The organism is Ralstonia sp. 110700041-2 (assembly GCF_056280165.1).
The window spans coordinates 304,474-329,166 of record NZ_JBSFAI010000002.1; the positions used below are offsets into that span (position 1 = coordinate 304,474).

Genomic DNA, 24,693 nt, shown 5'->3' on the forward strand with positions numbered 1-24,693 from the left:
TCAGGACTCCTGCCGGATCGGAATCGTGCGCCCGCTCTTGCGCGAGCTGAACAGCCCCACGTCTGAGGTACCGTCCGAGCATCCGTTCCCAAACGAAAAGCCACACGATGCGCGCAAGTCGAAGGCATCTTCGGCATATTCGCGGTGCGTGGTCGGGATGACGAATCGGTCTTCATAGTTGGCGATCGCCAGGTAGCGGTACATCTCTTCGACCTGCGCGGTGGTCAACCCCGCCTGTGCCAGCACGGCTGGCGCTGCCACGCCATCGACGTGCCGCGCACGCATGAAGGCACGCATCGCCAGCATGCGTTCGAGTGCAAGCTTCACGGGCGCTTCCTTGCCCGCCGTCAGCAGGTTGGCGAGATAACGCAACGGAATGCGCAGCGAGTCAACATCGGGCAGATAGCCGTTCATGCCCAGCTCCCCGCTATTGGCGGCTGCATTGATCGGCGAGAGTGGCGGCACGTACCACACCATCGGCAGCGTGCGGTATTCCGGATGCAGCGGAAACGCGATCTTCCAGTCGATCGCCATCTTGTACACCGGCGAGCGCTGCGCGCCTTCGATCCATGCAGCGGGCACGCCGTCGCGCTCGGCCTGTGCAATCACCTGCGGATCGTGCGGGTCGAGAAACACCGACAACTGCGACTCATACAGATCGGTTTCTTGCTCCACGCTTGCCGCCTCGCTAATGCGGTCTGCGTCGTACAGCAACACACCCAGGTAGCGAATGCGGCCCACGCAGGTTTCCGAACACACGGTGGGCTGCCCAACCTCGATGCGCGGCTAGCAGAAGATGCACTTCTCCGCCTTGCCGCTCTTCCAGTTGAAATAAATCTTCTTGTACGGGCAACCCGACACGCACATACGCCAGCCCCGGCACTTGTCCTGGTCGACCAGCACGATGCCGTCTTCCTCGCGCTTGTAGATCGAGCCCGACGGGCATGCGGCCACGCAGGCAGGGTTCAGGCAGTGCTCGCACAGTCGCGGCAGGTACATCATGAAGGTGTTCTCGAACTGGCCGTAGATGTCCTTCTGTACGTTCTCGAAGTTGTAGTCCTTCGCCCGCTTCTCAAACTCGCCGCCCAGGATTTCCTCCCAGTTCGGGCCCCATTCGATCTTCTCCAGGCGCTCGCCGCTGATGAGCGAGCGCGGCCGTGCAACCGGCATTGCGGCGGAATCGCCCGCGGTTTGCAGGTGGGCATAGTCGAACGTGAACGGCTCGTAGTAGTCGTCGATCTCGGGCAGATGCGGATTCGCAAAAATCTGCGCCAGCAGCCGCCACTTGCCGCCCAGCTTCGGCTGAAGCTTGCCGTCAGCCTTGCGTACCCAGCCGCCGCGCCACCGCTCCTGGTTCTCCCAATCTTTCGGATAACCGATGCCGGGCTTGGTCTCCACGTTGTTGAACCACGCGTATTCCATGCCTTCGCGGCTCGTCCATACGTTCTTGCACGTTACCGAACAGGTATGGCAACCGATGCACTTGTCCAGGTTCAGCACCATCGCAATCTGTGCACGTACTTTCATGAGCGCGCTCCTGCAGGCAACGAGGCGGGTGAGGTGTCGTCAAGCCAGTCGATCCGCTTCATCTTGCGCACGATCAGGAACTCATCGCGGTTCGATCCAACCGTGCCGTAGTAGTTGAACCCGTAAGACAGTTGTGCGTAACCGCCGATCATGTGGGTCGGCTTGATGGCAATGCGGGTGACCGAGTTGTGAATGCCGCCCCGCGTGCCGGTAATTTCGGAGCCGGGAGTGTTCACGATCTTCTCTTGCGCGTGGTACATCATGACCATGCCGCGCGGCACGCGCTGGCTCACCACAGCACGGGCACAGAGCGCGCCGTTGGCGTTGTAGCACTCGATCCAGTCGTTGTCGGCAATGTCGATCTGCTTGGCGTCGGCTTCTGCCATCCACACGATCGGCCCGCCGCGCGACAGGGTCAGCATCAGCAGGTTGTCCGTATAGGTGCTGTGGATGCCCCACTTCTGGTGCGGCGTGATGAAGTTGAGCACCAGTTCCGGATTGCCGTTCGAGCGTTTGCCGACCATCGCTTCATAACTGCCCGTGTCGATGGGTGGCTTGTACACGCACAAGGACTCGCCAAAGGCGCGCAGCCACGCGTGGTCCTGGTACAACTGCTGACGGCCGCTGATGGTGCGCCACGGAATCAGCTCGTGCACGTTGGTATAGCCCGCGTTGTACGACACGTGTTCCGACTCGATTCCGCTCCACGTTGGCGAAGAAATGATCTTGCGTGGCTGCGCCTGGATGTCGCGGAACCGGATCTTCTCGTCCTCGCGGGCATCTGCCAGATGCGCGTGTTCGATACCCGTCATGGCCGACACCGCTTGCCATGCCTTGACGGCCACCGCACCATTGGTCTCCGGCGCAAGCGACAGGATGACCTCCGCCGCATCGCTGGCCGTGTCTATGCGCGGCCGGCCGTTCGCGCAACCCGCATCGTCAACGCGGTAGTTCAGGTCGCCAAGCAGCTTGACCTCGTCTTTCGTATCCCACGAAATGCCCTTGCCGCCATTGCCCAGTTTGTCCATCAGCGGGCCAAGCGACGTAAATTTCTGGAACGTGTTTGGATAGTCGCGCTCGACGGCGATCACCGCAGGCATGGTCTTGCCTGGCACCGGATCACACTCGCCACGCTTCCAGTCGACCACGTCGAACGGTTGCGCCAGTTCTGCCGGCGAGTCATGCGCGATGGGCGCCAGCACCACATCGCACTCCACGCCCAGATGTCCAACGCTCAACTCCGAGAACCGTTTGGCGATGCCCTTGAAGATTTCCCAATCGCTCTTCGATTGCCACGCCGGATCCACCGCCGCCGATAGCGGATGAATGAACGGGTGCATATCGGACGTGTTCATGTCGTCCTTCTCGTACCACGTCGCGGTGGGCAGCACCACGTCGGAGTACATGCACGTCGTGGACATGCGAAAGTCCAGCGTCACCAGCAAATCGAGCTTGCCCTGCGGGGCGTTGTCGTGCCAAGCGATCTCTTCCGGGCGCTTGCCGCCGCTCTTGGCAACTTCCTCGCCCTGCACACCATGCACCGCGCCCAGCAGATGCTTGAGAAAGTACTCGTGCCCCTTGCCGGAAGACCCCAGCAGGTTCGAGCGCCAGACAAACATGTTGCGCGGGAAGTTCACCGGGTTGTCTGGGTCTTCACAGGCCATGTGCAAGGCACCGGAGGCCAGCTCGCGCGCAACGACGCTGGGCGCTTCGCCCGTGCTGGCAAGGCTGCGGCCGACGTCCAGCGGATTCGCCGCCAACTGCGGCGCCGACGGCAGCCAGCCCATGCGCTCTGCGCGCACGTTGTAGTCGATCGGCGTGCCATGAAAGCGCGACTTGTCCGCCAGCGACGATAGCAGCGTCGTCGGATCCATCGGGTCGTAGCGCCATTGGTCAGTATGCGCGTAGAAGAATGACGTGGCGTTCATGTGCCGCGGCGGCCGGTGCCAGTCCAGCGCAAATGCAAGCGCGGTCCAGCCGGTCTGCGGCCGCAATTTTTCCTGCCCCACATAGTGCGACCAACCGCCCCCCGACTTGCCAACGCAACCGCACATGATCAGCATGTTGATGATCGCGCGGTACGCCATGTCCATGTGGAACCAATGGTTGATCCCGGCCCCGATGATGACCATGGACTTGCCCTGGGTTTTGTGCGCGTTTTCGGCAAACTGCCGCGCCACCGAAATCACATCCGCCCGATTGACGCCCGTGATGGCTTCCTGCCAAGCCGGCGTGTATGGCAGGTCATCGTCGTAGCTCTGCGCAATGTCGCGGCCGCCCAGGCCCTGATCCAGGCCGTAGTTGGCGACAAACAGGTCGTACACCGTTACGGCCAGCATCTCGCCATCGCACGTCTGCAGGCGGCGTGCGCCAAGTGCGCGCGACAACTCCGACGGATGCCCTGTGTGATTGAAGTGCGGATGTTCACGATTGCCGAAGTACGGAAACAGTACGTCGACCACTTCGTCATATGCCTTGGCAAGCGAAAGCTGCGGAACGATTACCGCCCCTGACGACGCTTCCGACTTGAGGTTCCATTTGCCCTTGTCTTCGCCGTCTTTCTGCCCCCAGCGGAACCCCACCGACCCGACCGGCGTGACGACCTTGCCCGACAGCTCGTCGATCATCACGGTCTTCCAATCGGGGTTGTTCGCCTCGCCCATCGCGCCTTCAAAATCCGATGCGCGCACCAGCCTGTCGGGCACATACTGGTCGCCGCGCCGCACAAGCCGCACCAGGCAGGGCATGTCGGTGAAGCGGCGGCAGTAGTCCATGAAGTAGTCGCTCTTGCCCGCCAGGTGGAATTCCTTGAGGATCACGTGCCCCATGGCGAGCGCCAGTGCGGCGTCGGTGCCTTGCTTGGGATGCAGCCAGATGTCGCCAAACTTCGCGCCCTCGGCGTAGTCAGGGAACACCGAAACAATCTTCGTGCCCTTGTAGCGGGCTTCCACCATGAAGTGCGCGTCGGGCGTGCGCGTCTGCGGCACGTTCGAGCCCCACAGCATGATGAACGTCGAGTTGTACCAGTCGGCAGATTCCGGCACGTCGGTCTGCTCGCCCCAGGTTTGCGGCGAGGCGGGCGGCAGATCGCAGTACCAGTCGTAGAAGCTCAGGCACACACCGCCGATCAACGACAGATAGCGCGAGCCGGCCGCGTACGAGACCATCGACATAGCAGGGATCGGTGAAAACCCCACCACGCGATCCGGGCCGTACTTGCGGATGGTGTAGACGTTGGCGGCGGCAACGATTTCGTTGACCTCGTCCCACGTTGAACGGACAAAGCCGCCAAGGCCGCGGCGGCTCTGATAGCTGCGGCGCGCGGTGTCGTCTTCAACGATCGACTGCCAGGCCTGGACCGGGTCCATGATCGCACGGCGCTCGCGCCAAAGCTTGACGAGCGCGCTACGCACCATCGGATATTTCAGCCGATTTGCGCTGTACAGGTACCAGGAGTACGACGCCCCGCGCGAACACCCGCGCGGCTCATGGTTCGGCATGTCAGGGCGCGTGCGCGGGTAATCCGTCTGCTGGGTTTCCCACGTAACGATGCCGCCTTTGACATAGATCTTCCAGGAGCACGATCCTGTGCAGTTGACCCCGTGCGTGGACCGGACGACCTTGTCGTGCTGCCATCGTTGGCGATATGCCTCTTCCCACTTGCGGTCTTCGTCTGTGACAGCCCCGTGTCCATCCGAGAACGCTGGCCGCTCGGTGACGAAAAAGCGCAGCCTGTCAACGAAATGGCTCATGGGGACCCCTTCCTGGTTTGCATCGGCAAGCGTTGTCCATTAAAGGAAGAGAATGGCGATATGTAAACTCCGGCTTGTGCGCCAAGCTGTAGCCCCCCCTTCTGCACAGGCCCACTTGTGCACCGCAAAGAGGCCGCGCCGGGTTTCGACGGAGGCAATGGACCATGCCTCGCATGCTATCTAGCCACACCTGCTGAACGGCCCAAAGCCGAGGCGATTCAGTTTGATGCTACTCATGCGCACGTTGTTGATTGGCACCGAATCCTGACCCAACCGAGGTCGCCGCGGGTACCGTGGAACAAAGGGAAATTGACCGGTCAGAAGCCGCCGCTCAAGCTCAGCGAGATCTGGGCGATCCGCGTGCGCCTGCAACTCTCCTCCAACTTGCGTGATCTGGCGACGTTCAACCTCGCCATTGACAGCAAACTCCGAGCGTGTGATCTCGCGAAGCTACGTGTGTGGGATGTCTGCCATGGCGAGCGTATCGCCATTCGGCCCAATGGCCCAGTAGGTATGGTTCAACGATGGCTCTTGTGTGCGGCTGCGCCCGGAATATCCACATCACGTCTGGAGCTACGACTTCGTGCACCACACTACCGAAGACGGCCGCAGCCTGCGGCTGATGACGCTCGTCGACGAGTTCTCGCGCCAGTGCCTGGCCATCAAGGTAGGACGACGCTTGAACAGTATGGACGTCATCGAGACACTGGCTGACGCCATGCTGGCACATGGCATCCCCGAGCATGCGCGCTCGGACAACGGTGCGGAGATGACAGCGAACATCGTGCGTGACTGGCTGGGCCGTTTGGGCGCGAAGACGCTGTTCATCGCACCCGACAGCCCGTGGGAAAATGGCTACTGCGAGTCCTTCAACGGCAAGCTGCGCGATGAGCTGCTCAACGGCGAACTGTTCTACAGCCTCAAGGAAGCGCAGGTCGTCATTGAACAATGGCGCCAACACTACAACACGCAGCGCCCGCATTCGTCGCTTGGATAAAGGCGCTGCCCGAGGTGCTCCGCCGCTTTCCATACCACGCGGAGGCGTCGAGGGAAGGGTCTTTTCGAAATCCCGATGGTGTGGCGTTCAAACTCCAAAATTTACGGCAGATTGCCGCCGGCAAGGGTTTAGGGAACGTTTCAGAAACGGATCGCGCGGTTTGGTCCGAGTTTGGGGCGTCGCCCACGGCGGTGAAATCACTGACTGCGTACGTACAGCCCGTCGCTGCCCAGCCCAATCACTGCGCGGCGTCGCTGCGCCGGATCACCGGCAGCCCCCAGGAGTAGTGCAGCGCGAGGGTGCGGATAGCAAAGCAGATTAAGGCGCCAAACCACGGCGTGAGCGTGAGCGTCCAGTCCATGCGCTGTCCAAGCACCTGGATGGCCGCCCCGACCAGCGCTGCCACGGCGTAGATTTCCTTCTCGAGGATGATCGGCACGCGGTTGAGCACCACGTCCCGTGCCACGCCGCCGCCGACGGCCGTCACCATGCCGAGAAGGATGGCCACCTCAATGTTGTGGCCGAACCCCAACGCCTTATGCGCCCCGACGACGGCAAAGAAGCCCAGCCCGAGCGAATCGAAAAAGATGATCGGCTGTTTGAGGTGGTCAATCATGGGGCGTGCCCAGATCGCAATCGCTGACGCGAGCGCTGAGGTGGCGAGGTAGCGCCAGTCCGAAATGCCCACCGGCGGCAGTGCACCGATACACAGGTCTCGAATCACGCCGCCGCCGCACGCCGTCAGATAGCTGATCGCAAGAACGCCAAACAGGTCGAGCCGCTTCTGTTCGGCTGCGAGGGCACCACTGACCGCGAAGGCGAGGGTGCCCAGCAAGTCGACCAGGACAAAGAGGTTGTGCTCCATCATGTTGCCGGAGAAGTGCAAAGCCATGCCGAGGCCGCCGTGAGCATCGCGTGCAGGCCGGTTTCCAGCGTCGGATGAATGACCGGTGCGAACTTGGGTGAATGGTTACTCGGTATTTTGTTGACCTGCCTGGCCGCTTCGGCTTGTGCATAGATTTGAGGGTCGGTTCCGCCGATGAACCAGAAGACGTAAGGCACATTCCAGGCACGCCCAAAGATGCTGAAGTCTTCACTGGCCGACGCAGGCTTCGTCTCGTAAGCCTTGTCGCCGAACTGGGCCTTGAAAGCCTCTGCCAGCCGCTGCGTGGCGGCCGCGTCGTTTTCGGTGAGTGGATACGCGCTGAGGGTCGTGAACTCCGGCGGCCGCTCGGCGTTCGATGCATCGCACTCCGCACAGCAAATCCGTTTGATAGAAGCCAGCATGTATTCGCGCACATCTTCGTCGAAGGTGCGCATGTTGAGCTTGATTGTGGCTTCGTCCGGGATGATGTTTTCCTTGGTGCCGGCCTGCAGCGCTCCAATGGTCAGCACGGCATTGTCCATCGGCGAAATTTCACGAGAGACAATGGTCTGCAAACGCAACGTGGTGGAGGCGGCCATGATGACCGGATCAATCGACGTCTGCGGCTGAGAGCCGTGCGAGCCGCGACCGAACAGCCGGATTTTCAGGCTATCGCCCGCTGACAGAATGACGCCGGGCCGGTAACTGACCGTGCCGCTGGCCCCGACCATGACATGCTGACCCAGGATGATGTCCGGCTTGGGAAAGCGTTCGGTGCCCCAGTCGTCCACCATGCTGGCGGCGCCGCGCCCTACCTCTTCGCCCGGTTGGAACACCACCATGACCGTACCCCGCCAGGCGTCGCGGTGCTCTGCGAGAACGCGCGCAGCACCGATCAGCCAGGTCACATGCATGTCATGTCCGCATGAATGGGCAACATCGACTTCAACGCCCTCCTCATCCTTGGCCTTGACGGTGCTCGCGTAAGGCAAGCCGGTATTTTCCGCCATGGGCAGCGCGTCCATGTCCGCGCGTAGCATCACCGTAGGGCCATCTCCATTGCGCAGCACGCCGACTACGCCCGTGATACCGACATCGCGTGTGACTTCATAGCCCAGCGCCTCGATATGGTCGGCGGCGATCTTGGCGGTCCGGACTTCCTGCATGGAAAGCTCGGGGTGCTGATGGAGGTCTTTGTAAATGGCTTCGAGCTCGGCCAGCAGCGTGTCGCTGCGGCCGTGCAGCGCGTTGACGAGTGCGTTCATAAAAACTCCCGGGATGCCTTGTGCTTCGCATACACATTCAGTTGCCGCCCTGAAGACTCCATGGGGACGCCCTCTTCAGCGCGGACCCCACAAGGGCTATTCCGCAGCGCACCGGGTCAGGATGACCCTGACCGCGCCAGCAACATGAGGCTCAGTACGCCGACGAGACAATTAAAGAGCATGGAGTAAAAAGGTGCCACTTTGCCGTTCGATGGCACGCACCGACTGCGCCCAGTTCCCCACCTGCGTCTCTATCTTGATGACCTCTGCGCCCATGTCGGCAGGTAGCATGACGCAAGCTTGGTCTGCCAGCACGCACGAGCAGTCTCGCACCGCCACGCCTTGGAGGCAGTTGTCGATCGTATACCCGGAGCAGGTACACAGCAGAAACTGCGTGGTCGCCGAGCAGGACGCCAGGAAGTCCGCCGAGGAGCGGCTCAAGAAGAAGATTGAGGCACAGCAGGTTGCCACGACAGCCGAGCTCAGCAAGACCGTCCTGCTCACCTTCATGGGACAGCGCTACATTCCGAGCGATGTTATGGCAAGACAGATTGACGATCAATTTTCCGTCGAAATCGGCGTCAGGAATTCTGGTCCCAAAGCGATCAAGGGCATCAAGGTGCAGCTCGTCTTCAAGAATACCTTCGGGGAGGCCATCTCCAAGATGCATCTGAATATCGAGCAGGCGATCCCGCCCGGCGGTGAATACGTCTGGAAGGGGAGCAGAAAGATCAACGAGTTCATCGATGAAGATCGCCACTTGATGCACTTGAAGGACGGCCAGTTCTCGGCAGAGATGCAGCCAACGATGGTCGTGTATGCGGACGGCTCCACCATTGGCAACCCCGACGCAACTTGACTGGATGTTTCGCCCCTTCTGAGCGTTAGCCTCTTGGCGCCAAATCGCTTTTCCCGCGACAGGTCTATTGCAGGAGTGAAGCCCATTTGCGGTTTCAAAACGCGCCGCTGTGTCATAGCAATGGCTGACGCCTGCCACGCAGCCCGCTCCACCTGATGGCAGGTTAGATGCTGCGTTTTTTTGCTTTTTTTTCGGTTCATCGCCGAATTCCGCGGAGGGCTTGTGGTCCGGCGGCAGAATTCGGCCAGGAACTGTCGTTCAAGCGATGCAACAATTTGCCGCACAGGCCGGCCAAAAGATTGCCTTGGCAAATACAGCCCTGAAGGGCGCGTGTGAACGCCCGCTTCAAGTTGAAGCGGATCATCGATACGCATGCGGCAAACCGATTGGCAACGTCGTCTTGACGTAGATCTGGATACTGATGCTCTTTTTGCGGTGTAATACTGCGCATCCGCACATGCTGGACATTGTCCGCACCAGGACCGCCCGGCAGCTTCACTAGCCCATCATGCATTTCGCTCGCACCCGCAAAAGACTGACCGCCTGGCTTGGCCTGGTGGCGATGGTGCTTGTGCTTTTTGTGCCGATGGTGAGCCAGGCGCTGGAATTGCACGAGCTGCGGGCGTTCGAGCAGGCCGCGCCGCTTTGCGAGGCCAAACAGTCTGCCTCCGCCAATACCGATCTACCCGCTGGGCACGACATGCCGGCCGGCCACCATGCGGCATGCGGCTACTGCGATCTGCTGGCAGAACACGTGCTGGTGCCGACTATCATCCCAGCGATGGCGGCACCGGCGCCAATCCATGCAACGGCATGGTCCCCGGAGCCCGGGCGCCTGGCCGTGCACCAAGCGCGCGAGGCCGGACGGCCGCGCGATTCACCCCTCCTCTTCTGACCACGTCAACCCGGGCAGCGATTGCGCAACGCACTCGCACCCGGCCAGGGCCGTTTTCAGACAAGACGCCGTGCGACGCACCGACCACTGGTCAGGGCGCGCACGTACATATCAGAGCGAGGAATCTCCATGGCAACACCATCCAACATGATCCGACGCGCAGCACTGCTCGCCTGCGCCGTCGGCGTGTTTGCACCTATCGCGGCGCATGCCTGCGCCACCTGTGGCTGTTCACTCAGCACCGACGCCGCGATGGGCTACTCGGCCATCCCGGGTTGGCGTATCGGCTTCGAATACACCTACCTTCCTCAGAACCAGTTGCGCAACGGCACTCACGCGGTCACGCCAGCGCAGGCTGCCGCCATCAACGATGCCGGCGGCAACCAGGAAGTCGAGCGCCAGACCATCAATCGCTACATCAACCTCGGCATCAATTACAGCCCGAACAGTAGCTGGAACTTCGGCGCGATCGTGCCGTACGTGGACCGCAGCCACACGACGTACGGCGCGGCCACGTCCGACCAGCTCACCCCGGGCAATGTCAGCGGTGGCACCGCTAGCGGCCTGGGTGACATCAAGCTGATCGCCAGCTACCAGGGCTTCCTGCCCACGCACAATCTGGGCGTGCAACTGGGCGTCAAGCTGCCGACCGGCCGCTACGGCGGGCAGAACGTATTGACCGGCAATACAGTCGGGCGCAATCCGGTGTTCTTCAACAGCGGCCCGAGCGCGACGGGCGGGCAAGCTCTGGATACCAGCCTGCAGCCCGGTACAGGTAGCACCGACGTGATCCTGGGTGCCTACTACTACCAGCCCGTCAGCCAGGATTTCGATGCGTTCATCAACGGCCAATTCCAGGCCGCCGTGCACCAACGGCTGAATGAGGCTGGCGCGGACTTCCGCCCCGGCAACCTCGCCACCATGAGCTTTGGCGTGCGCTACGAGGCCAATCCGCACGTCGTGCCGCAGTTGCAGTTCAACGTAACGCGCAAGAACGCCGACAAGGGCGCACTGGCGGATACCACCAACACCGCAGGCACGGTGATCTACCTGTCGCCGGGCGTGACGGTGAGCGTGGCGCACAACGTGCAGATCTACGCATTCCTGCAGAGGGCGCTGTACAGCAACCTGCAGGGTTACCAGCTCTTCCCGCGCTGGTCGGGCACCGTTGGAGCCAGCTATGCGTTCTGATACGGAGTGCCGTTCGCCGCGCGCATGGTCGCGACGTACGTGGCTGCAAGCGGCCAGCACGGTGGCGCTGGGCACCGGGCTGGGTAGCCCATCTCACGATGCACATGCCGCGAGCCTTGAAGTCGGGCGGCCGGCGCCTGCCCTGGTGCTGCACACGATTGATGGCCGCAACATCTCTACCGAAGACCTGCACGGTCATGTCGTGATCCTGAGCTTCTGGGCGACATGGTGTGGGCCGTGCCATCAAGAGCTACCGTTGCTCTCCGATTACGCGGCGAAACACGCGCATCGGGGTCTACGCGTCCTCGGCTTCAGTCTGGACGAGCCAGCCTCGTTGTCAGCGGTGCGGGAAATGGCGGCGGCATGGAGCTTTCCCGTGGGGCTGCTTGGTAGCGCCTATGCGGGTGGCTACGGCCGCATCTGGCGAATTCCGGTCAACTTCACGATCGACCGCAACGGCCTGCTGGCCGACAACGGCTGGGACTCGCGTGAACCCGCGTGGACGGCCGAACGGCTTGATCGCATCGTCACACCGTTGTTGCGTTGAAGGGCCGATCGTGGCGGCGTTGCGCCCATCAAAAAATCCAGCGCATGCCGCCTCGCCTGCTATCGGCAGACGCTGCCAGGGAAGGGGCGACTGACCGTTTTGGGTCGGGAAGCGACCGTCGGCTATGCAAATTGACTGGATGTTTCGCCCCTTCAGAGCGTTACTGGTGTTACCGCCGCGGCTAGCGTGGCGGCCCACACCAGGAGCTCATGATGAACAAATCCCCGACCCCGAAAGGCACCCGGCCGTGCCTCCACGACCAAGTCTGCAACCGGTCCGGAGAAGAGCCGTAAAGGCCTCAAGGCAACTCAGGCCAAGGCCCCCGCCTCCGCCAGTCGCCGCCGGGCCACCAAGCCCCCTCCCGCTGCGGCTTCAAGTGAAGCCGTGGAGGCTTTCGCCACCAAGCAGGCCCAACCGATTGCCCTGCTCAAACAAGCCTCCGGCGCCAGCCTGGCTGATCTGATGAGCGCCACCGGATGGCAGGCCCACTCCGTGCGCGGCGTGATCAGCGGTGTGTTGCGCAAGCGCCTGCAACTGCTGGTGATCTGCGAAACGGTTGAGGGGAATGATGCGTTCAGTCATCACTCGACGCGTTGAATGCGCTCTTCCAACTGGGGCTTGAGACAGCCCAGCACGCCGCTCAGCCGTCCGGCCGATTCAGTCTGAAATACGCGTTCAGCAGTGAGGACTTGTGCACCACGCCAAGCAATGTCTGCGGAGCACCGTTGCCTCCCACGGCGGGTATACCGAAAGCTGCGGGCGCTTGGCGACGCACCGACAAGCGATCCGAGGTCACCGCTACGTGACTCCCCAACCCTGTAGCCGGCTGAACGCGTTCCTCGCCGCCGTCATATCGCCACAGAACCGCCTGCGCAGGGGGCGAGCAGAACCCTGTGACACGTAACGACCCGATGCGCCACGCTCAGCGCGCGATCATTGAAAGTTGTTTTTCCATTCGCGAAGCGCGGCAAAGACGTGCACATCGCCAAGACTGGCTGACGGCAACCGACTGAGCGACTGCCGCACGCTGGGTTCGCGCGAGCGAAGGAACGGGTTGATCTGACGCTCGAGCCCAAGGCGGCTCGGTAGCGTCGGCAATCCTTGCGCGCGCAACATCTCGCAATAGGGCACGTGGCGGGCCAGAGCTTCGTTAGATGGTTCGACCGTCTGCGCGAACCGCAGGTTGGCTAGCGTGTATTCATGCGCGGGACACACTTGCGTCTGCGCGGGCAAGGCCGCGAGCGTATCGAGAGATGCCAGCATCTGCTCCGGTGTGCCCTCGAACAACCTTCCGCAGCCTCCCGAAAACAGCGTGTCCCCGCAAAACAAGAGCGGTCCATCGGGGCAGGCAGCACTGAAATAAGCGATGTGGCCGGCGGTATGTCCCGGCACATCGATCACCTCAAACTGCTGCTCCAAGACATCCACCCGATCGCCCTGCCTCAGCCGGCGCGCAGGCTCGGGAATCGGCTCGCCCGCCGGACCGTAGACAGCAGCGCCGGTTTGCTGGCGCAGCGCCTGCACTCCGCCGACATGGTCGGAGTGATGGTGCGTCAGAAGTATCCCCTGCAGAACCAGACCGTGCTTCTGCAGATAGTCGAGCACTTGTGCAGACTCCCCAGGATCCACGACCCAAGCGTGTCGCTCATCATGCAATACCCAAATGTAGTTGTCAGCGAACGCCGGCAACGGTCGAAGTGTCAACATGGGGAGCCAGCCTTCAGACAAATTCCAGCGCCGACGGCGCCTCGGCTTGCGCGGCGTTGAGTTCATCGCTCGCCGCCAGCGCGGCCAGTTGACCGACGACTCCGTATAGATAGAAGCGGTTGGGCTCTTCATCCGTAGTGCACAACGAGAGCGAGCGCGATTGCGAGGATCGGTCGACCGGCAGCATGGGCGAAAACACCGCCCCCGGGGCATTCAGATGCTCGTCCACGCCCTTGCCGGCGTTGGCCCGATAAAAACCGCCCACGACGTGCTGCCCGATCATGTAGACAACAGGTTCGGCCACGGCGCCGTGCAATCGCTCCCTCGTCGGCACCCCTTCCTGGATGATGACGCGGCTAAGCGGCTGACTATCCTCGGTAACAGCCGAAAGCGGGCCCGAGAGCGCGGTGAAGAGATGAGGAATCATGGCGCGTTGCTTCCGAGATCAGATCAGGCACGCTGAGCCATGCCCGCGCGATGGCACGCTCAGCGATAGTGACCGAGGCGCTCAAGCACCTCGATCTTGTAGCCGTCCGGATCCTGGATGAAGAAGAAGCGGGCTAGCAACGCATCGTTTGCCTTGAATTCCTTGACCGCCAGCGGCTCGTAGCCCGCCCTGAGCAATTCGGCATGCTTGGTGGCCACATCGTCGACAACCACGGCCACATGGCCATAGCCGTCGCCGTGGGTGTAGGGCTCCTGGCGGCCCTTGTTCAAAGTCAGTTCCAGTTCAACATCGTTCTCTGCATTGCGCAGGTAGACGAGCCCGAAGTCCGGAAAATCGAGCGTATGCGAGGGCGTGAGGTCCAGTACCTCGCGGTAAAACTTCAGCGACGCGTCCAGGTCGCGCACGCGGATCATCGTATGGATGAGCTTGGCCATGTTTCAGTGGGTAGTCTGTAGTGTTCTCTTCTGCGGTGCCATCTGTGCCTGCATCACCCCCTCAGCCTGCCGTGCAGCTTCGAGCTGGTCGCATTTGCGACGAAGGTAGCGCAGACAGGTCACCCGCAGGAAGGACGTGAAATTCTGAACGTCGCCCCTGTGATGCAGGATCTCGTCGTGAAACTGGACGATCAGCGCGTTGGTGGTCATGTTTTCATCCGCGGCGAGGATCGCCAAGGTATCCCAGACAAAGTTTTCCAGCCGGATGCTGGTGTGTACCCCATGAATGCGCACGGAGCGCGTACGCGACTCATAAAGAATGGGATCAGCGGTGACGAAGAATTCACACATCGCAGTCTCCTGCAGAGGGTCAACCGACGCTGCGGCACTCAGATCGAACGTTGCGACATCTGCTTGGCAATGTAGTCAGCCTGCCGGATAGCGAGCGTAACGATGGTCAATGTCGGGTTTTCCGAGCCGCCCGTGGTGAACTGGCTGCCGTCGCTGATGAACAGATTCGCGATGTCATGTGTCTGCCCCCATTTATTGCAGACGCCATCCTGCGGGCGGGCGCTCATGCGGGCGGTACCCAGATTATGGGTCGACGGATACGGCGGCGTGCGGAACGTCTTGATCGCACCGACTGCACCGTAGATGCGCTCGGCCTGGGTGTAGGCGTGTTTGCGCATGGCGATGTCGTTTTCGTGATCATCGAAGTGCACATTCGGCACGTAGTTGCCCCATTGATCCTTGACGTTCGTATTGAGCGTAACGCGGTTCGTCTCACGCGGCATGTCTTCACCGACGAGCCACATACCCGCCAAATTCGTATAGTGATCCATCCACCACGCGAAGTCGGAACCCCATCCTCCCGGATTCAGAAAGGCTGCCATGAACGGAATACCCAGCGACAGCGTTTCGAGTTCGTAACCGCCGACGAACCCACGACGGGTATCGTGGCGAGCCTCGTCACGCACAATGCCGGCCATGGTCGTGCCGCGGTACATGTGCACAGGCTCCTTGAATGCCGCATAAACCGACCCGGTCATATGGCGCATGTAATTGCGGCCGACCTGACCCGACGAATTGGCCAGACCGTCCTTGAACATGTTCGAAGCGGATAGCAGCAGCAGACGCGGTGTTTCGATGGAGTTCCCCGCCACGCAGACGATGCGCGCCTTTTGCCGCTGTTCCTTGCCGTCCTTGTCCATATAGATGACGGCATTCACGCGCCCCTTGTCATCGTGTTCGATGCGGGTGACATGCGCCTGCGTGCGCAACTCGAAATTGCCGGTAGCGTCTGCCTCGGGCAACTCGGTGTACAGCGTCGACCATTTGGCGCCGCTCTTGCAGCCCTCGAAGCAGAAGCCGAGCTGCATGCAGCGTGCGCGACCCTTGCGCGGCTTGCTGTTGATGGCCATGTTGCCGGTGTGCACTTCCTTATAGCCGAGCCGGGTGGCGCCGTTGTACATCACCTTGAAGTTGTTGTTGCCCGGCAGGCCCGGGATGCCATTGGTGCGCGTGACGCCCATCTTGTCTTCGGCCTTGGCGTAATACGGCTCCAGCTCCTTGAGCGTGAGAGGCCAATCCAGCAGATTCGCTCCCTTGAGGTCGCCGTAGAGCGTCCGGGCTTGAAATTCATGCTCCTGGAAGCGCAGAGAAGCGCCGGCCCAGTGCGTGCTTGTACCTCCAACCGTCTTGCAGATCCAGGCAGGGAGTTCCGCAAAATCCTTGGCAATGCGCCAGCTTCCGGAGGTCGTGCGCTTGTCGAGCCAAGCCAGTTGGCTGAAGGCCTTCCATTCATCATTGATGAAGCTGGCATTCGACTGCTTGCCGCCCGCTTCCAGCACGACGACCTTGATGCCTTTCTGGCACAGCTCGTTGGCCAGCGTGCCGCCGCCGGCACCAGAACCGATGATCACGACGACCGAGTCATCGCTGAAATCAAACGTTGCCATACATGTCTCCTGTATTGCGCACCAGCATGCCGCCGGCATTTTTGTCTCGCTCCGGTCAACGGGCTCGGCTCTGCGTCGAGCGCTTAACGGGCCTGAAGCGGAGGGTTGTTGCGACGCGTATCAGCCCAGAAACGGCGGCGGACTCGCTTCCACCGGGGGCGCTGGCAACCACTTCAGATCCTGGAAGCCGCGAGTGATATAGCCCCCCTTTTCCCACGCCGATCCCGGGTAGCCGAACGTGGCAAACGCCATTTCGTTGTCGTAGAGCGAGGTCACACACTGGCCTCGAACCGTGTTGAAGAAGGGCTTGCCTTCCATGGCCTTGACCGCTGCCAGGCGCCTCTTTGCGCTGGCCTTGATGAAACTGCCGCCAGCCAGCTTATCGAGCGCGGCAATACCTTCGTGCAACTGCGTGGCCGCCTGGGCGTCCTGAGCGGCTTTTGCATCCAGGTCTTTCACGAGCAGTGCATAAGCGGCGTCGGGCAGCTTGGCGTGGGGAAACAGCACACGCCCCATCTGCAGCAGCGTGTCGCCCTCGGCCTTGCTCAGCGCCTTGAGCTCGACAGCCCACACCGTAGACGGGGCCAGCAACGCCAGCGGGCTGCCGATGGCCAACGTGCCCACGAGCACGCCGGTACCTTTGAGCATGCTTCTACGTGTCAGCGTCAGTTCCTTCTTCGAAGCTGCCGCGCCCGGTTCTTGATCATGTGAAATGGGAATGACTTTCACAGGCGTAACCTCCAGAATGTTCAGCGCTTGTCGCCATGCGGCGGACTGACGCGCGTTTTCACAATGTCACCACGAACAGCAAGACAGCTCGCTAAACTCATTGATCGGGGCAGTCGGCCAAAATCCACGCAGCCAGAATCCTGGCATCCGCATCGGACAACTGGGCCTGAGGCGGCATGGCAATCTCACCCCATTTTCCTGCCCCGCCTGACTTGATGCGCGCACCGAGGACAACGGGATTCCCGCCTTTGTATTTGGCCGCCACGTCTTTGTAGGCGGGCCCGACCACGCGTGATTCGACCGCGTGGCAACCAAGGCATGCATTCTGCGAGAGCAGCGCCTTGGCCCGGCCAACATCCAGTGCAGCATGCGACGCGCTCGCCGCCAATAGAGCAGCGCCAATCAATGCGCTGCGGAACAGGACGCGCAGGGTCTGCATGTGCGCGTCCTCACTTGACTTGGGCGGGATATTCAAGGGTGTCGTCTCCATCATGGATCTGGCTCCTCTCTGATGAAGGAGTTGATGGGACTATAGGAGCAAGCATGAGAGCACGGGTCACATCCCGTTATTCACAGGGGAAACCCTTGTGAAGCAATTGAGTCGGAATGACGCAAACGTGCGCGCAGTATGGGCTGGCTGGGCCTGAACTAAAGTTCGAACTTGCGCTGCTGTTGTGTCTCAACGCACGCGATGACCGTTCCACCTCGGGCAACGCATCCGCCCTGCAAGATCCGCACCCGCTTCACAGCCTGCATGATTTCATCCATCTCCTGCCCAGCCCGCTCAACCAGCGCCGAGCCGTCCGATACTTTGGTCACCGAGTCTTCAATCAGCGCCTTGATTTCTTTGGCCGCGCCCGCGCTCCTTTGCGCCAGCGAGCGCACTTCGCCTGCCACCACTGCAAAGCCGCGCCCCTGATCGCCGGCACGCGCCGCTTCCACCGCCGCATTGAGGGCCAGGATAGGCGATCTGCGTGACCTGCCCCGCCGCGCGCGCGGCGCGAAGGCTGAGACGGAAGAAGACAAAGATGCGCGTGCTGCGAGCGTGAAGTCAGCGGCCAAGCGCGCGAAACAGAACGTGCGTCTGCGCTGCAAGACAGCGCGCGTTACTCATATGGTCACTCTGACCACACGTGAGTGCATTACCGATTTGGAGCGCTTCTTGAAGTTCTGGGATGCGTTTCGGCGCATCATGGCCCGGCACGGTGAGTTCCATTACATCGCTGTTCCTGAGCTGCAAAAACGCGGCGCATGGCATATGCACGTGGCTGTCTCTGGTCGCGCTGCGCTCAACCTTGCTCGTCGCGCATGGTTGAAGGTCGTGGGTGGTCGCGGTAAGGGCTACTGTCACATCCGCAACCCGCAGGGCGCGCATTTCGGTAAGCAGTGGAAGCTGGATGCGCTCGCGAGCTATATCGCGAAGTACATCGGCAAAGAGATTGCGGACACGCGATTCAATAAGAAGAAGTACTACACAAGCCGGGGCATCAATGTGCCTGAGGCTGTTGTCTACGCGATTGAGAACAGCCGTGGTCACTGTGCTGACGCCATCAAAGACGTTCTCACCACTCTTTGCGCTGAGTTCGATATTGCGGATATTCGATGTTTCGTCGCACTTGACGGATCGTCGTATTTCGCAAGCGCGAGCAGGCCTGTGTCGCTGACGATTTAGCGCAACTGGCGGGCGATGGTTAGCACGATGGTGAATATCGTTGTCCAAAACAGCAGCATGACAACCCAGTGAGCGCCGCGTTTTGTTGTGGGTTGCGTTATGCGTATGGGGGCGTCTCTGTTGTCATTCCCGTTCGCCGCTTTGCGATATTTGGCGCGCTCTTGGTAGCTGAGGCGCTTACGCAGTTCTGCGATGTACCAATCGCGATCTTGGATTCCCATCTCTGCCCTCCCTCTCAGGCTGCGTCTAGTAGACTTGGCTGCTGACGTTCTTGGTGGCGCTTAATTGCACGTTTTACGCTGCTTAGGTGGACGCCGAACATGCGCGCGATTGCTGAGCGTGTCATGTTGCCCTGCTGCCATAGTCGTAGGGCTTCAGCTTCGTCTTTCGTGCTCATTGCATAGTGTCTGCCTAGCTTTACGCCTCTTTTTGCTGCGGCGGCCATGCCTGCTCTAGTGCGTTCGCGGATCAATTCACGTTCGAACTCTGCAAACGCGCCGACCATGTGGAAGAGCATGCGGCCCGCTGGTGTGGTGGTGTCTAACGATTCGGTTAGTGACCGGAATTGAGCGCCCTTTTCTTCGATTCTTTCGATGATGCGCAGTAGGTCTTTCAACGATCTTGCGATGCGGTCGAGTTTGTAGACGATGACTTGGTCGCCGGGTTTTAGCACGCGCAGCAGCTTTTCTAGTTCTGGTCTGCCTACCGTGGTGCCGCCGCTTTTCTTTTCGGAAAAAATAAAACCGACGCCTGCTCGAAACAGTGCGTCGGTTTGTGCGTGAGTCTCTTGTTCTTGCGTCGAGACTCGGGCGTAGCCGTACAACATAGACCCCCTCGAAACTGTTGTTTCTTGGGAGTTTAGCTTGGCTAAGCAGTAATGGCGGAGAGGGTGGGATTCGAACCCACGGTACCGTCGCCGGTACGCCTGATTTCGAGTCAGGTACATTCGACCACTCTGCCACCTCTCCGGTAACTGGGTCGCTGAATCGCGAAACCGCGACTATAACAGAATTTTTCCGGCCAGATCAAGAGGGCCCCGGCGCCACTCGATCAAACTGCGGGCTTCAGCACTTCCTGGCCACCCAGATACGGGCGCAGTGCCGTCGGCACCGTGACCGAGCCATCGGCGTTCTGGTAGTTCTCCAGCAGGGCCACCAGCGTACGGCCCACGGCGAGACCCGAGCCGTTGAGCGTGTGCACCAGCTCAGGCTTGCCCTGCGCGTTGCGGAAGCGCGCCTGCATCCGGCGCGCCTGGAAGTCGCCCATGTTGGAGCACGAGCTGATCTCGCGATACGTGTTCTGCGCCGGAATCCACACCTCGATGTCGTACGTCTTGGTGCTGCCGAAACCCATGTCGCCGGTGCACAGCACGACGGTGCGGAACGGCAGTTCCAGCTTGCGCAGGATGTTCTCGGCGCAGTTCGTCATGGCCTCCAGCGCGGCGGCCGAGGTTTCAGGCTGCACGATCTGCACCATCTCAACCTTGTCGAACTGGTGCTGGCGGATCATGCCGCGCGTGTCCTTGCCGTACGAACCGGCTTCGGAACGGAAGCACGGTGAATGGGCCGCGAACATCATCGGCAGCGTATCGGCGGCCACGATCTCGTCGCGCACGAGGTTCGTGAGCGGCACTTCGGCGGTCGGGATCAGGTAGAAGTTCTCGACGCGCTCGCCGTCTCCCTCTTCTGCGCTGTGCCCCATCTTGCGCGGCACGCGGAACAGGTCTTCCTCGAACTTCGGCAACTGGCCCGTGCCACGCATCGAAGCAGCGTTGACGATGTACGGCACGTACGCCTCGGTGTAGCCGTGCTCCAGCGTGTGCGTGTCGAGCATGAACTGCGCGAGTGCGCGATGCAGACGCGCCACCTGCCCTTTCAGGACGGTGAATCGTGCGCCCGACAGTTTGGCGCCCGCGTCAAAATCCAGCCCCAGCGCGGCGCCCAGGTCTACGTGGTCCTTCACGGGGAAGTCGAACGTGCGCGGCGTGCCTTCGCGGCGCACTTCCACGTTCTGCGTCTCGTCGCGGCCGGCCGGCACGCTTTCGTGCGGCAGGTTCGGGATCGACAGCATCAGGTCCTGCAACTTCGCCTGCACCACGTCGAGTTGCGCGGCAGACGCTTTCAGCTCGTCACCGATGCCCGACACCTCGGCCATCACGCCCGATGCGTCCTCGCCCTTGCCCTTGAGCACACCGATTTGCTTGGACAGGCTGTTGCGGCGGGCCTGCAGCTCTTCGGTGCGGGTCTGGATGGCCTTGCGTTCCGCTTCGAGCGCGGCAAAGCCGGCCACGTCGAGCACGTAGCCGCGATCTTTGAGGCGCGCGGCGACGGCGTCGATGTCTTTGCGCAGCAGTTGGATATCAAGCATGGTGGAGAAAAAGGAAAGCGAAGATTGCGAGCGATCTGAATGACCGAAAAGACCGATTTTATCGTACCGGCCCGTAGGGATTATTTGTTGCGGGAGGATTTGTCCTGCTCGGCATGCCACCGCGCATCCAGCTCGCGCAGGTGCCGCAGCTTCTCGCCAATCTTGCCTTCCAGGCCGCGCGGCGTCGGCACGTACCAGTTCTGCGCGGGCAGATCGTCGGGAAAGTAGGTTTCGCCAGCGGCGTAGGCCTCGGGCTCGTCATGCGCGTAACGGTAGGCATGGCCGTAGCCGAGTTCTTTCATCAGCTTGGTCGGCGCATTACGCAGGTGCACGGGCACGTTGCGCGACTTGTCCTGGCTGACGAAGGCCCGCGCCGCGTTGTAGGCGTTGTAGCCGGCGTTCGACTTGGGCGCGATGGCCAGGTAGATCACCGCCTGGGCCAGCGCAAGCTCCCCTTCCGGCGAGCCCAGGCGTTCGTACGTTTCCGCGGCGTCGAGCGTGATGCGCCCGGCGCGCGGGTCCGCCAGGCCGATGTCTTCCCACGCCATGCGTACGATGCGGCGCGCAAGATAGCGCGGGTCCGCGCCGCCATCGAGCATGCGGCAGAACCAGTACAGCGCGCCGTCCGGGTCGGAGCCGCGTACGGACTTGTGCAGCGCGCTGATCTGGTCGTAGAAGGCGTCGCCGCCCTTGTCGAAGCGGCGCAGATTTTCTGACAGCGCAGAGGCCAGCAGCGCCTCGTCAACGGCGGGCACCGCATCGCCATCCGCTTGCGCGCGCGCGGCGCGGGCCACAATTTCAATGTTGTTGAGCAGCTTGCGGCCATCGCCGTCGGCCGACGCGACGATGGCGTCGAGTGCGGCGGGCGTCCACTCCAGCCCGCCCAGCTCCTGACGTGCACGTTCGGCAAGCTGCTTCAGCTCGTCGTCCGACAGGCTCTTGAGCACGTACACCGCAGCACGCGAGAGCAATGCGCCGTTCACCTCGAACGAGGGATTTTCCGTCGTCGCGCCGATGAAGGTGAACAGCCCGCTTTCCACGTGCGGCAGGAAGGCATCCTGCTGGCTTTTGTTGAAGCGATGGACCTCGTCGACGAACACAAGGGTGCGGCGGCCGTGGGCACGAAACTGCTCCGCACGCTCCACGGCCTCGCGGATGTCCTTGACGCCAGACAGCACGGCGGACAGCGCGATGAATTCCGCGTCAAACGCGTTGGCCATCAGCCGCGCCAGCGTGGTCTTGCCCACCCCGGGCGGGCCCCAGAGGATCATCGAATGCGGCTCGCCGGAGGCGAAGGCCACGCGCAGCGGCTTGCCCGGCCCCAGCAGATGCTGCTGGCCGATCACATCGTCGGCGGAATGGGGGCGGAGGCGCTCGGCCAGCGGCATGTGGGCGGGCGCGTCCGGGAAGAGAGATGCGGAAGCGTTCATGCGGGGATTGTCGCAGAATCCGCCCGCCGGCCGGTTCCCACGGCAACGTCAGGCAGCGCGTGCGTCCAACGCCGGCTCCTCTGCGACCGGGCTGCTCCGGCCAATCCACCATCAGCACGCAGCTGTCCACGCTCGAAACCCGCCTGGGCTACCGCCTATGCGAACGCGGCCGCAGCGGCTTCCGGCTCACCGCGCGCGGCGAACGCTTCGTCGATTCCGCACGCAAGCTGCTGGGCGCGCTCGATGTCTTCAGCGCAGAGGCCCGCAAGGTGGGGCGTACTCTGGTCGGCACGTTGAATCTCGGATTGATCGGTCATGCGCCCATCAACGCGAATGCGCGCATCAGTCAGGCCATCGAGCGCTTTCGGGAGCGCGATGAATCCGTGCATTTCATGGTCTCGGTGCGCCCGCCCGGGGAGCTGGAAGGACTGCTGCTCGACAACAAGATCCACATGGCGATCGGCTATTTCTGGCACCGTGTGCCGGCGCTGGACTACACGACGATCTTCCACGAGACGCAGCTTGCGTATGCGGGACGCGGCCATCCGCTGTTCCGCAAGGCTGGGGACGTGACGCCCGCGCAGGCGCTGGCGCACGCATGGGCGTGGCGCAGCTATCCGCTGCCCGAAGCGGCGGGGTCGCCGGCCGAGCGGCCGGTGACTGCGGTGGCAGACAACATGGAAGCGGTGGCAATGCTGGTGCTTTCGGGCCGGCACCTGGGTTACCTGCCGGAGCACTTTGCGGCGCCCTATGTGGCCCAGGGCCTGTTGACGCCGTTGGCACCGGCAGCCATGCGCTACGAGGTGCCGTTCGACATGGCGGTGCGCCGCGACGCCCGGCGCAATGATCTGCTGGCCGCCTTCATCGCTGACATGAAAGCGGCCCACGCCTGAAAAGGCGGGGCAATCCGTCAGTTCGATGCCCGCTGTACCAGCCCCATGAACGCCTTGGCGGGCAGCGGCCCGTGACACGATTGCGCGCCGTTGGACGCACGCAGCAGCAGCCACACGTTCTCGCTGGCCGGCGGCTGAATCACGAACGGCTGACGCGCCGAAGCCTCGGGCAGGCGCGGATCGGCCGGCGCCTGGATCGGCACGACCTGCCCGGCGTGGCCCTTCACCAATGCGCTGCACTCGGCGCTGGGCAGCTCGGTCGCGTGCAGGAAATCCTTGTTGACCAAGGCCTCGGCCAGCACCGTGTCTGGCGCGGTGAGGAAGGAATCGACGTCAAAACGGGACGCACCGGTGGAGGCACATCCCGCAAAGACGGCCGCCGCTGACGCAGCGACGGCAACAGCGGCTGCTCGGTGCAGCGACGTGGTGAACGGCAAAGGCATGGTCGGTCTCCTGGTCGAAAACCGGCCTGCACGCGTCATTGCTTGATGACGTCGGCCCCTTTGGGCGGCGTAAAGCGGAACACGTTGGCCGGCAGTTGCGGATTCTTCTGGATGTTCGAGAACGTCAGCAAGGTGGTGTTCCCGAAGGCGTCGCGCAGCTCCATCCCCTGCAGCTCGCCGCTGCGAAAACCGATGGCGATGCGCTGGAACTGGGTGTCCTTTGCCTTGGGGGTGAGTTCGACCCAGTCGATGCCGTCCTTGGTGCCGCCTTCCTTAAGCGTGAAGTTTTTGGCCAGATCATTGCTGCCAAACAGGATGGCAGCGGGGCTGGAGCCCAGCGACGCATCAAGCTTGCGCTCCGTGATCTGGTTCAGGTCCTTGTCGAAGATGTACAGCATCTGGCCGTCGGCCGAGAGCTGCTGTTCGTACGGCTTCACATAGCGCCAGACGAAGCGGCCCGGGCGCGAGAAGACAAAATCGCCGTTGGACGTCCCGGCCACGCGCAGCGGGCTGCCGTTGGTGCCGCCCTTCACCTGCCGTTGCACGAACTCGCCGCGCGCAGTGCTGACGTTGCTCACAAAGGCGTTGAGCTGTTCGACCGCACCTGCATAGGCGCCGGCAGACCATGCCGCCAGAGAGACCAGCCCGGCGGCCATCAGGTGACGCGCGTTCAACACAAACATAGGAATCCCGGTTTCAGTTGATCTTGTTGTT

At 61.9% G+C, this 24,693-nt stretch carries 24 protein-coding genes, 1 tRNA gene and 4 pseudogenes; 9 read left to right on the plus strand and 20 right to left on the minus strand.

Annotated elements, in window-relative coordinates:
• A pseudogene (gene narH, locus ACUXH0_RS03945) lies at positions 1-1,527 on the minus strand (nitrate reductase subunit beta).
• Complete coding sequence (locus ACUXH0_RS03950) at positions 1,524-5,279, minus strand: nitrate reductase subunit alpha (protein ID WP_182593730.1); 3,756 nt, start codon at positions 5,277-5,279, stop codon at positions 1,524-1,526. The pseudogene narH and the gene ACUXH0_RS03950 overlap by 4 nt, the downstream one beginning before the upstream one ends.
• 261 nt (positions 5,280-5,540) lie before the next feature.
• On the opposite strand from ACUXH0_RS03950, the pseudogene ACUXH0_RS03955 reads away from it, so the two are divergent.
• Positions 5,541-5,774, plus strand: a pseudogene (locus ACUXH0_RS03955) (integrase); the annotation flags it as partial.
• Positions 5,775-5,790: 16 nt separating this feature from the next.
• Positions 5,791-6,276 (plus strand): annotated as a pseudogene (locus ACUXH0_RS03960) (integrase core domain-containing protein); the annotation flags it as partial.
• Positions 6,277-6,514: 238 nt separating this feature from the next.
• Here ACUXH0_RS03960 and ACUXH0_RS03965 read toward each other — a convergent pair.
• The 3 genes from ACUXH0_RS03965 to ACUXH0_RS03975 all read right to left on the minus strand — a co-directional run bounded on the left by ACUXH0_RS03965 (position 6,515) and on the right by ACUXH0_RS03975 (position 8,697).
• A complete protein-coding gene (locus ACUXH0_RS03965) occupies positions 6,515-7,144 on the minus strand; it encodes a trimeric intracellular cation channel family protein (RefSeq protein WP_012436182.1) in 630 nt (209 codons plus the stop codon).
• Positions 7,141-8,406: a M20 family metallopeptidase gene (locus tag ACUXH0_RS03970; RefSeq protein WP_009241226.1), complete on the minus strand. Its 1,266-nt coding sequence runs from the start codon at positions 8,404-8,406 to the stop codon at positions 7,141-7,143. The genes ACUXH0_RS03965 and ACUXH0_RS03970 overlap by 4 nt, the downstream gene beginning before the upstream one ends.
• Before the next feature lie 171 nt (positions 8,407-8,577).
• Positions 8,578-8,697, minus strand: coding sequence for a hypothetical protein (locus tag ACUXH0_RS03975; protein ID WP_352173658.1), 120 nt, complete (start codon positions 8,695-8,697; stop codon positions 8,578-8,580).
• Between ACUXH0_RS03975 and ACUXH0_RS03980 the strand changes: the two genes are divergently transcribed.
• The 5 genes from ACUXH0_RS03980 to ACUXH0_RS04000 all read left to right on the plus strand — a co-directional run bounded on the left by ACUXH0_RS03980 (position 8,696) and on the right by ACUXH0_RS04000 (position 12,495).
• Positions 8,696-9,265 (plus strand): hypothetical protein, encoded by a 570-nt coding sequence (locus ACUXH0_RS03980; protein ID WP_012436183.1) that lies wholly within the window; start codon positions 8,696-8,698, stop codon positions 9,263-9,265. The genes ACUXH0_RS03975 and ACUXH0_RS03980 overlap by 2 nt on opposite strands.
• A 508-nt stretch (positions 9,266-9,773) precedes the next feature.
• A complete protein-coding gene (locus ACUXH0_RS03985; RefSeq protein ID WP_004631244.1) occupies positions 9,774-10,160 on the plus strand; it encodes a DUF2946 domain-containing protein in 387 nt (128 codons plus the stop codon).
• Positions 10,161-10,289: 129 nt separating this feature from the next.
• Complete coding sequence (locus ACUXH0_RS03990; RefSeq protein WP_012436184.1) at positions 10,290-11,351, plus strand: transporter family protein; 1,062 nt, start codon at positions 10,290-10,292, stop codon at positions 11,349-11,351.
• Complete coding sequence (locus ACUXH0_RS03995; RefSeq protein WP_009241229.1) at positions 11,341-11,898, plus strand: TlpA disulfide reductase family protein; 558 nt, start codon at positions 11,341-11,343, stop codon at positions 11,896-11,898. Before ACUXH0_RS03990 ends, ACUXH0_RS03995 begins: the two co-directional genes overlap by 11 nt.
• 384 nt (positions 11,899-12,282) lie before the next feature.
• Positions 12,283-12,495, plus strand: coding sequence for a DUF3489 domain-containing protein (locus ACUXH0_RS04000; protein WP_009241230.1), 213 nt, complete (start codon positions 12,283-12,285; stop codon positions 12,493-12,495).
• Positions 12,496-12,831: 336 nt separating this feature from the next.
• Here the strand turns inward: ACUXH0_RS04000 and gloB are convergent, their stop codons facing one another.
• From gloB to ACUXH0_RS04040, 8 genes and pseudogenes are all read right to left on the minus strand, one after another.
• Positions 12,832-13,605 (minus strand): hydroxyacylglutathione hydrolase, encoded by a 774-nt coding sequence (gloB, locus tag ACUXH0_RS04005; RefSeq protein WP_009241231.1) that lies wholly within the window; start codon positions 13,603-13,605, stop codon positions 12,832-12,834.
• Between the two features lie 13 nt (positions 13,606-13,618).
• On the minus strand, positions 13,619-14,032 hold the full coding sequence (locus tag ACUXH0_RS04010) for a glutamate--cysteine ligase (RefSeq protein WP_182593728.1): 414 nt from the start codon (positions 14,030-14,032) through the stop codon (positions 13,619-13,621).
• A 59-nt stretch (positions 14,033-14,091) separates the two neighbouring features.
• Positions 14,092-14,487, minus strand: a complete 396-nt coding sequence (locus tag ACUXH0_RS04015; protein WP_004631256.1) for a VOC family protein — start codon at positions 14,485-14,487, stop codon at positions 14,092-14,094.
• A gap of 3 nt (positions 14,488-14,490) precedes the next feature.
• Positions 14,491-14,838: a ribbon-helix-helix domain-containing protein gene (locus ACUXH0_RS04020; RefSeq protein ID WP_004631258.1), complete on the minus strand. Its 348-nt coding sequence runs from the start codon at positions 14,836-14,838 to the stop codon at positions 14,491-14,493.
• A gap of 38 nt (positions 14,839-14,876) precedes the next feature.
• Entirely contained in the window at positions 14,877-16,445 is a 1,569-nt protein-coding gene (locus ACUXH0_RS04025) for a GMC family oxidoreductase (protein ID WP_009241233.1), read from the minus strand.
• Between the two features lie 120 nt (positions 16,446-16,565).
• Entirely contained in the window at positions 16,566-17,174 is a 609-nt protein-coding gene (locus ACUXH0_RS04030; protein WP_009241234.1) for a twin-arginine translocation signal domain-containing protein, read from the minus strand.
• Between the two features lie 97 nt (positions 17,175-17,271).
• Positions 17,272-17,667, minus strand: a complete 396-nt coding sequence (locus ACUXH0_RS04035; protein WP_004631264.1) for a c-type cytochrome — start codon at positions 17,665-17,667, stop codon at positions 17,272-17,274.
• Between the two features lie 227 nt (positions 17,668-17,894).
• A pseudogene (locus ACUXH0_RS04040) lies at positions 17,895-18,137 on the minus strand (methyl-accepting chemotaxis protein); the annotation flags it as partial.
• 151 nt (positions 18,138-18,288) lie between these two features.
• On the opposite strand from ACUXH0_RS04040, the gene ACUXH0_RS04045 reads away from it, so the two are divergent.
• On the plus strand, positions 18,289-18,846 hold the full coding sequence (locus ACUXH0_RS04045; RefSeq protein ID WP_473241711.1) for a rolling circle replication-associated protein: 558 nt from the start codon (positions 18,289-18,291) through the stop codon (positions 18,844-18,846).
• On the opposite strand, the gene ACUXH0_RS04050 is transcribed toward ACUXH0_RS04045, so the two are convergent.
• The 5 genes from ACUXH0_RS04050 to ACUXH0_RS04070 all read right to left on the minus strand — a co-directional run bounded on the left by ACUXH0_RS04050 (position 18,843) and on the right by ACUXH0_RS04070 (position 22,601).
• Positions 18,843-19,067, minus strand: coding sequence for a hypothetical protein (locus tag ACUXH0_RS04050; protein ID WP_182593726.1), 225 nt, complete (start codon positions 19,065-19,067; stop codon positions 18,843-18,845). The two genes, ACUXH0_RS04045 and ACUXH0_RS04050, sit on opposite strands and share 4 nt — an antisense overlap.
• A 14-nt stretch (positions 19,068-19,081) precedes the next feature.
• Positions 19,082-19,672, minus strand: a complete 591-nt coding sequence (locus ACUXH0_RS04055; RefSeq protein ID WP_182593725.1) for a recombinase family protein — start codon at positions 19,670-19,672, stop codon at positions 19,082-19,084.
• Between the two features lie 52 nt (positions 19,673-19,724).
• Positions 19,725-19,814: transfer RNA gene (locus tag ACUXH0_RS04060), tRNA-Ser, on the minus strand.
• An 82-nt stretch (positions 19,815-19,896) separates the two neighbouring features.
• Entirely contained in the window at positions 19,897-21,213 is a 1,317-nt protein-coding gene (gene serS / locus ACUXH0_RS04065) for a serine--tRNA ligase (protein WP_009241235.1), read from the minus strand.
• An 80-nt stretch (positions 21,214-21,293) separates the two neighbouring features.
• The gene (locus ACUXH0_RS04070; RefSeq protein WP_182593807.1) at positions 21,294-22,601 is read right to left on the minus strand and encodes a replication-associated recombination protein A; all 1,308 of its coding nucleotides are present in this window, start codon (positions 22,599-22,601) and stop codon (positions 21,294-21,296) included.
• Between the two features lie 26 nt (positions 22,602-22,627).
• Here ACUXH0_RS04070 and ACUXH0_RS04075 point away from each other — a divergent pair, with 26 nt between their 5' ends.
• The gene (locus tag ACUXH0_RS04075; protein WP_009241237.1) at positions 22,628-23,536 is read left to right on the plus strand and encodes a LysR family transcriptional regulator; all 909 of its coding nucleotides are present in this window, start codon (positions 22,628-22,630) and stop codon (positions 23,534-23,536) included.
• Between the two features lie 17 nt (positions 23,537-23,553).
• Here the strand turns inward: ACUXH0_RS04075 and ACUXH0_RS04080 are convergent, their stop codons facing one another.
• Positions 23,554-23,979 (minus strand): hypothetical protein, encoded by a 426-nt coding sequence (locus ACUXH0_RS04080; protein ID WP_004631287.1) that lies wholly within the window; start codon positions 23,977-23,979, stop codon positions 23,554-23,556.
• A gap of 35 nt (positions 23,980-24,014) precedes the next feature.
• Positions 24,015-24,662, minus strand: a complete 648-nt coding sequence (gene lolA, locus ACUXH0_RS04085; protein ID WP_004631288.1) for an outer membrane lipoprotein chaperone LolA — start codon at positions 24,660-24,662, stop codon at positions 24,015-24,017.
• Positions 24,663-24,693 lie beyond the last annotated feature (31 nt).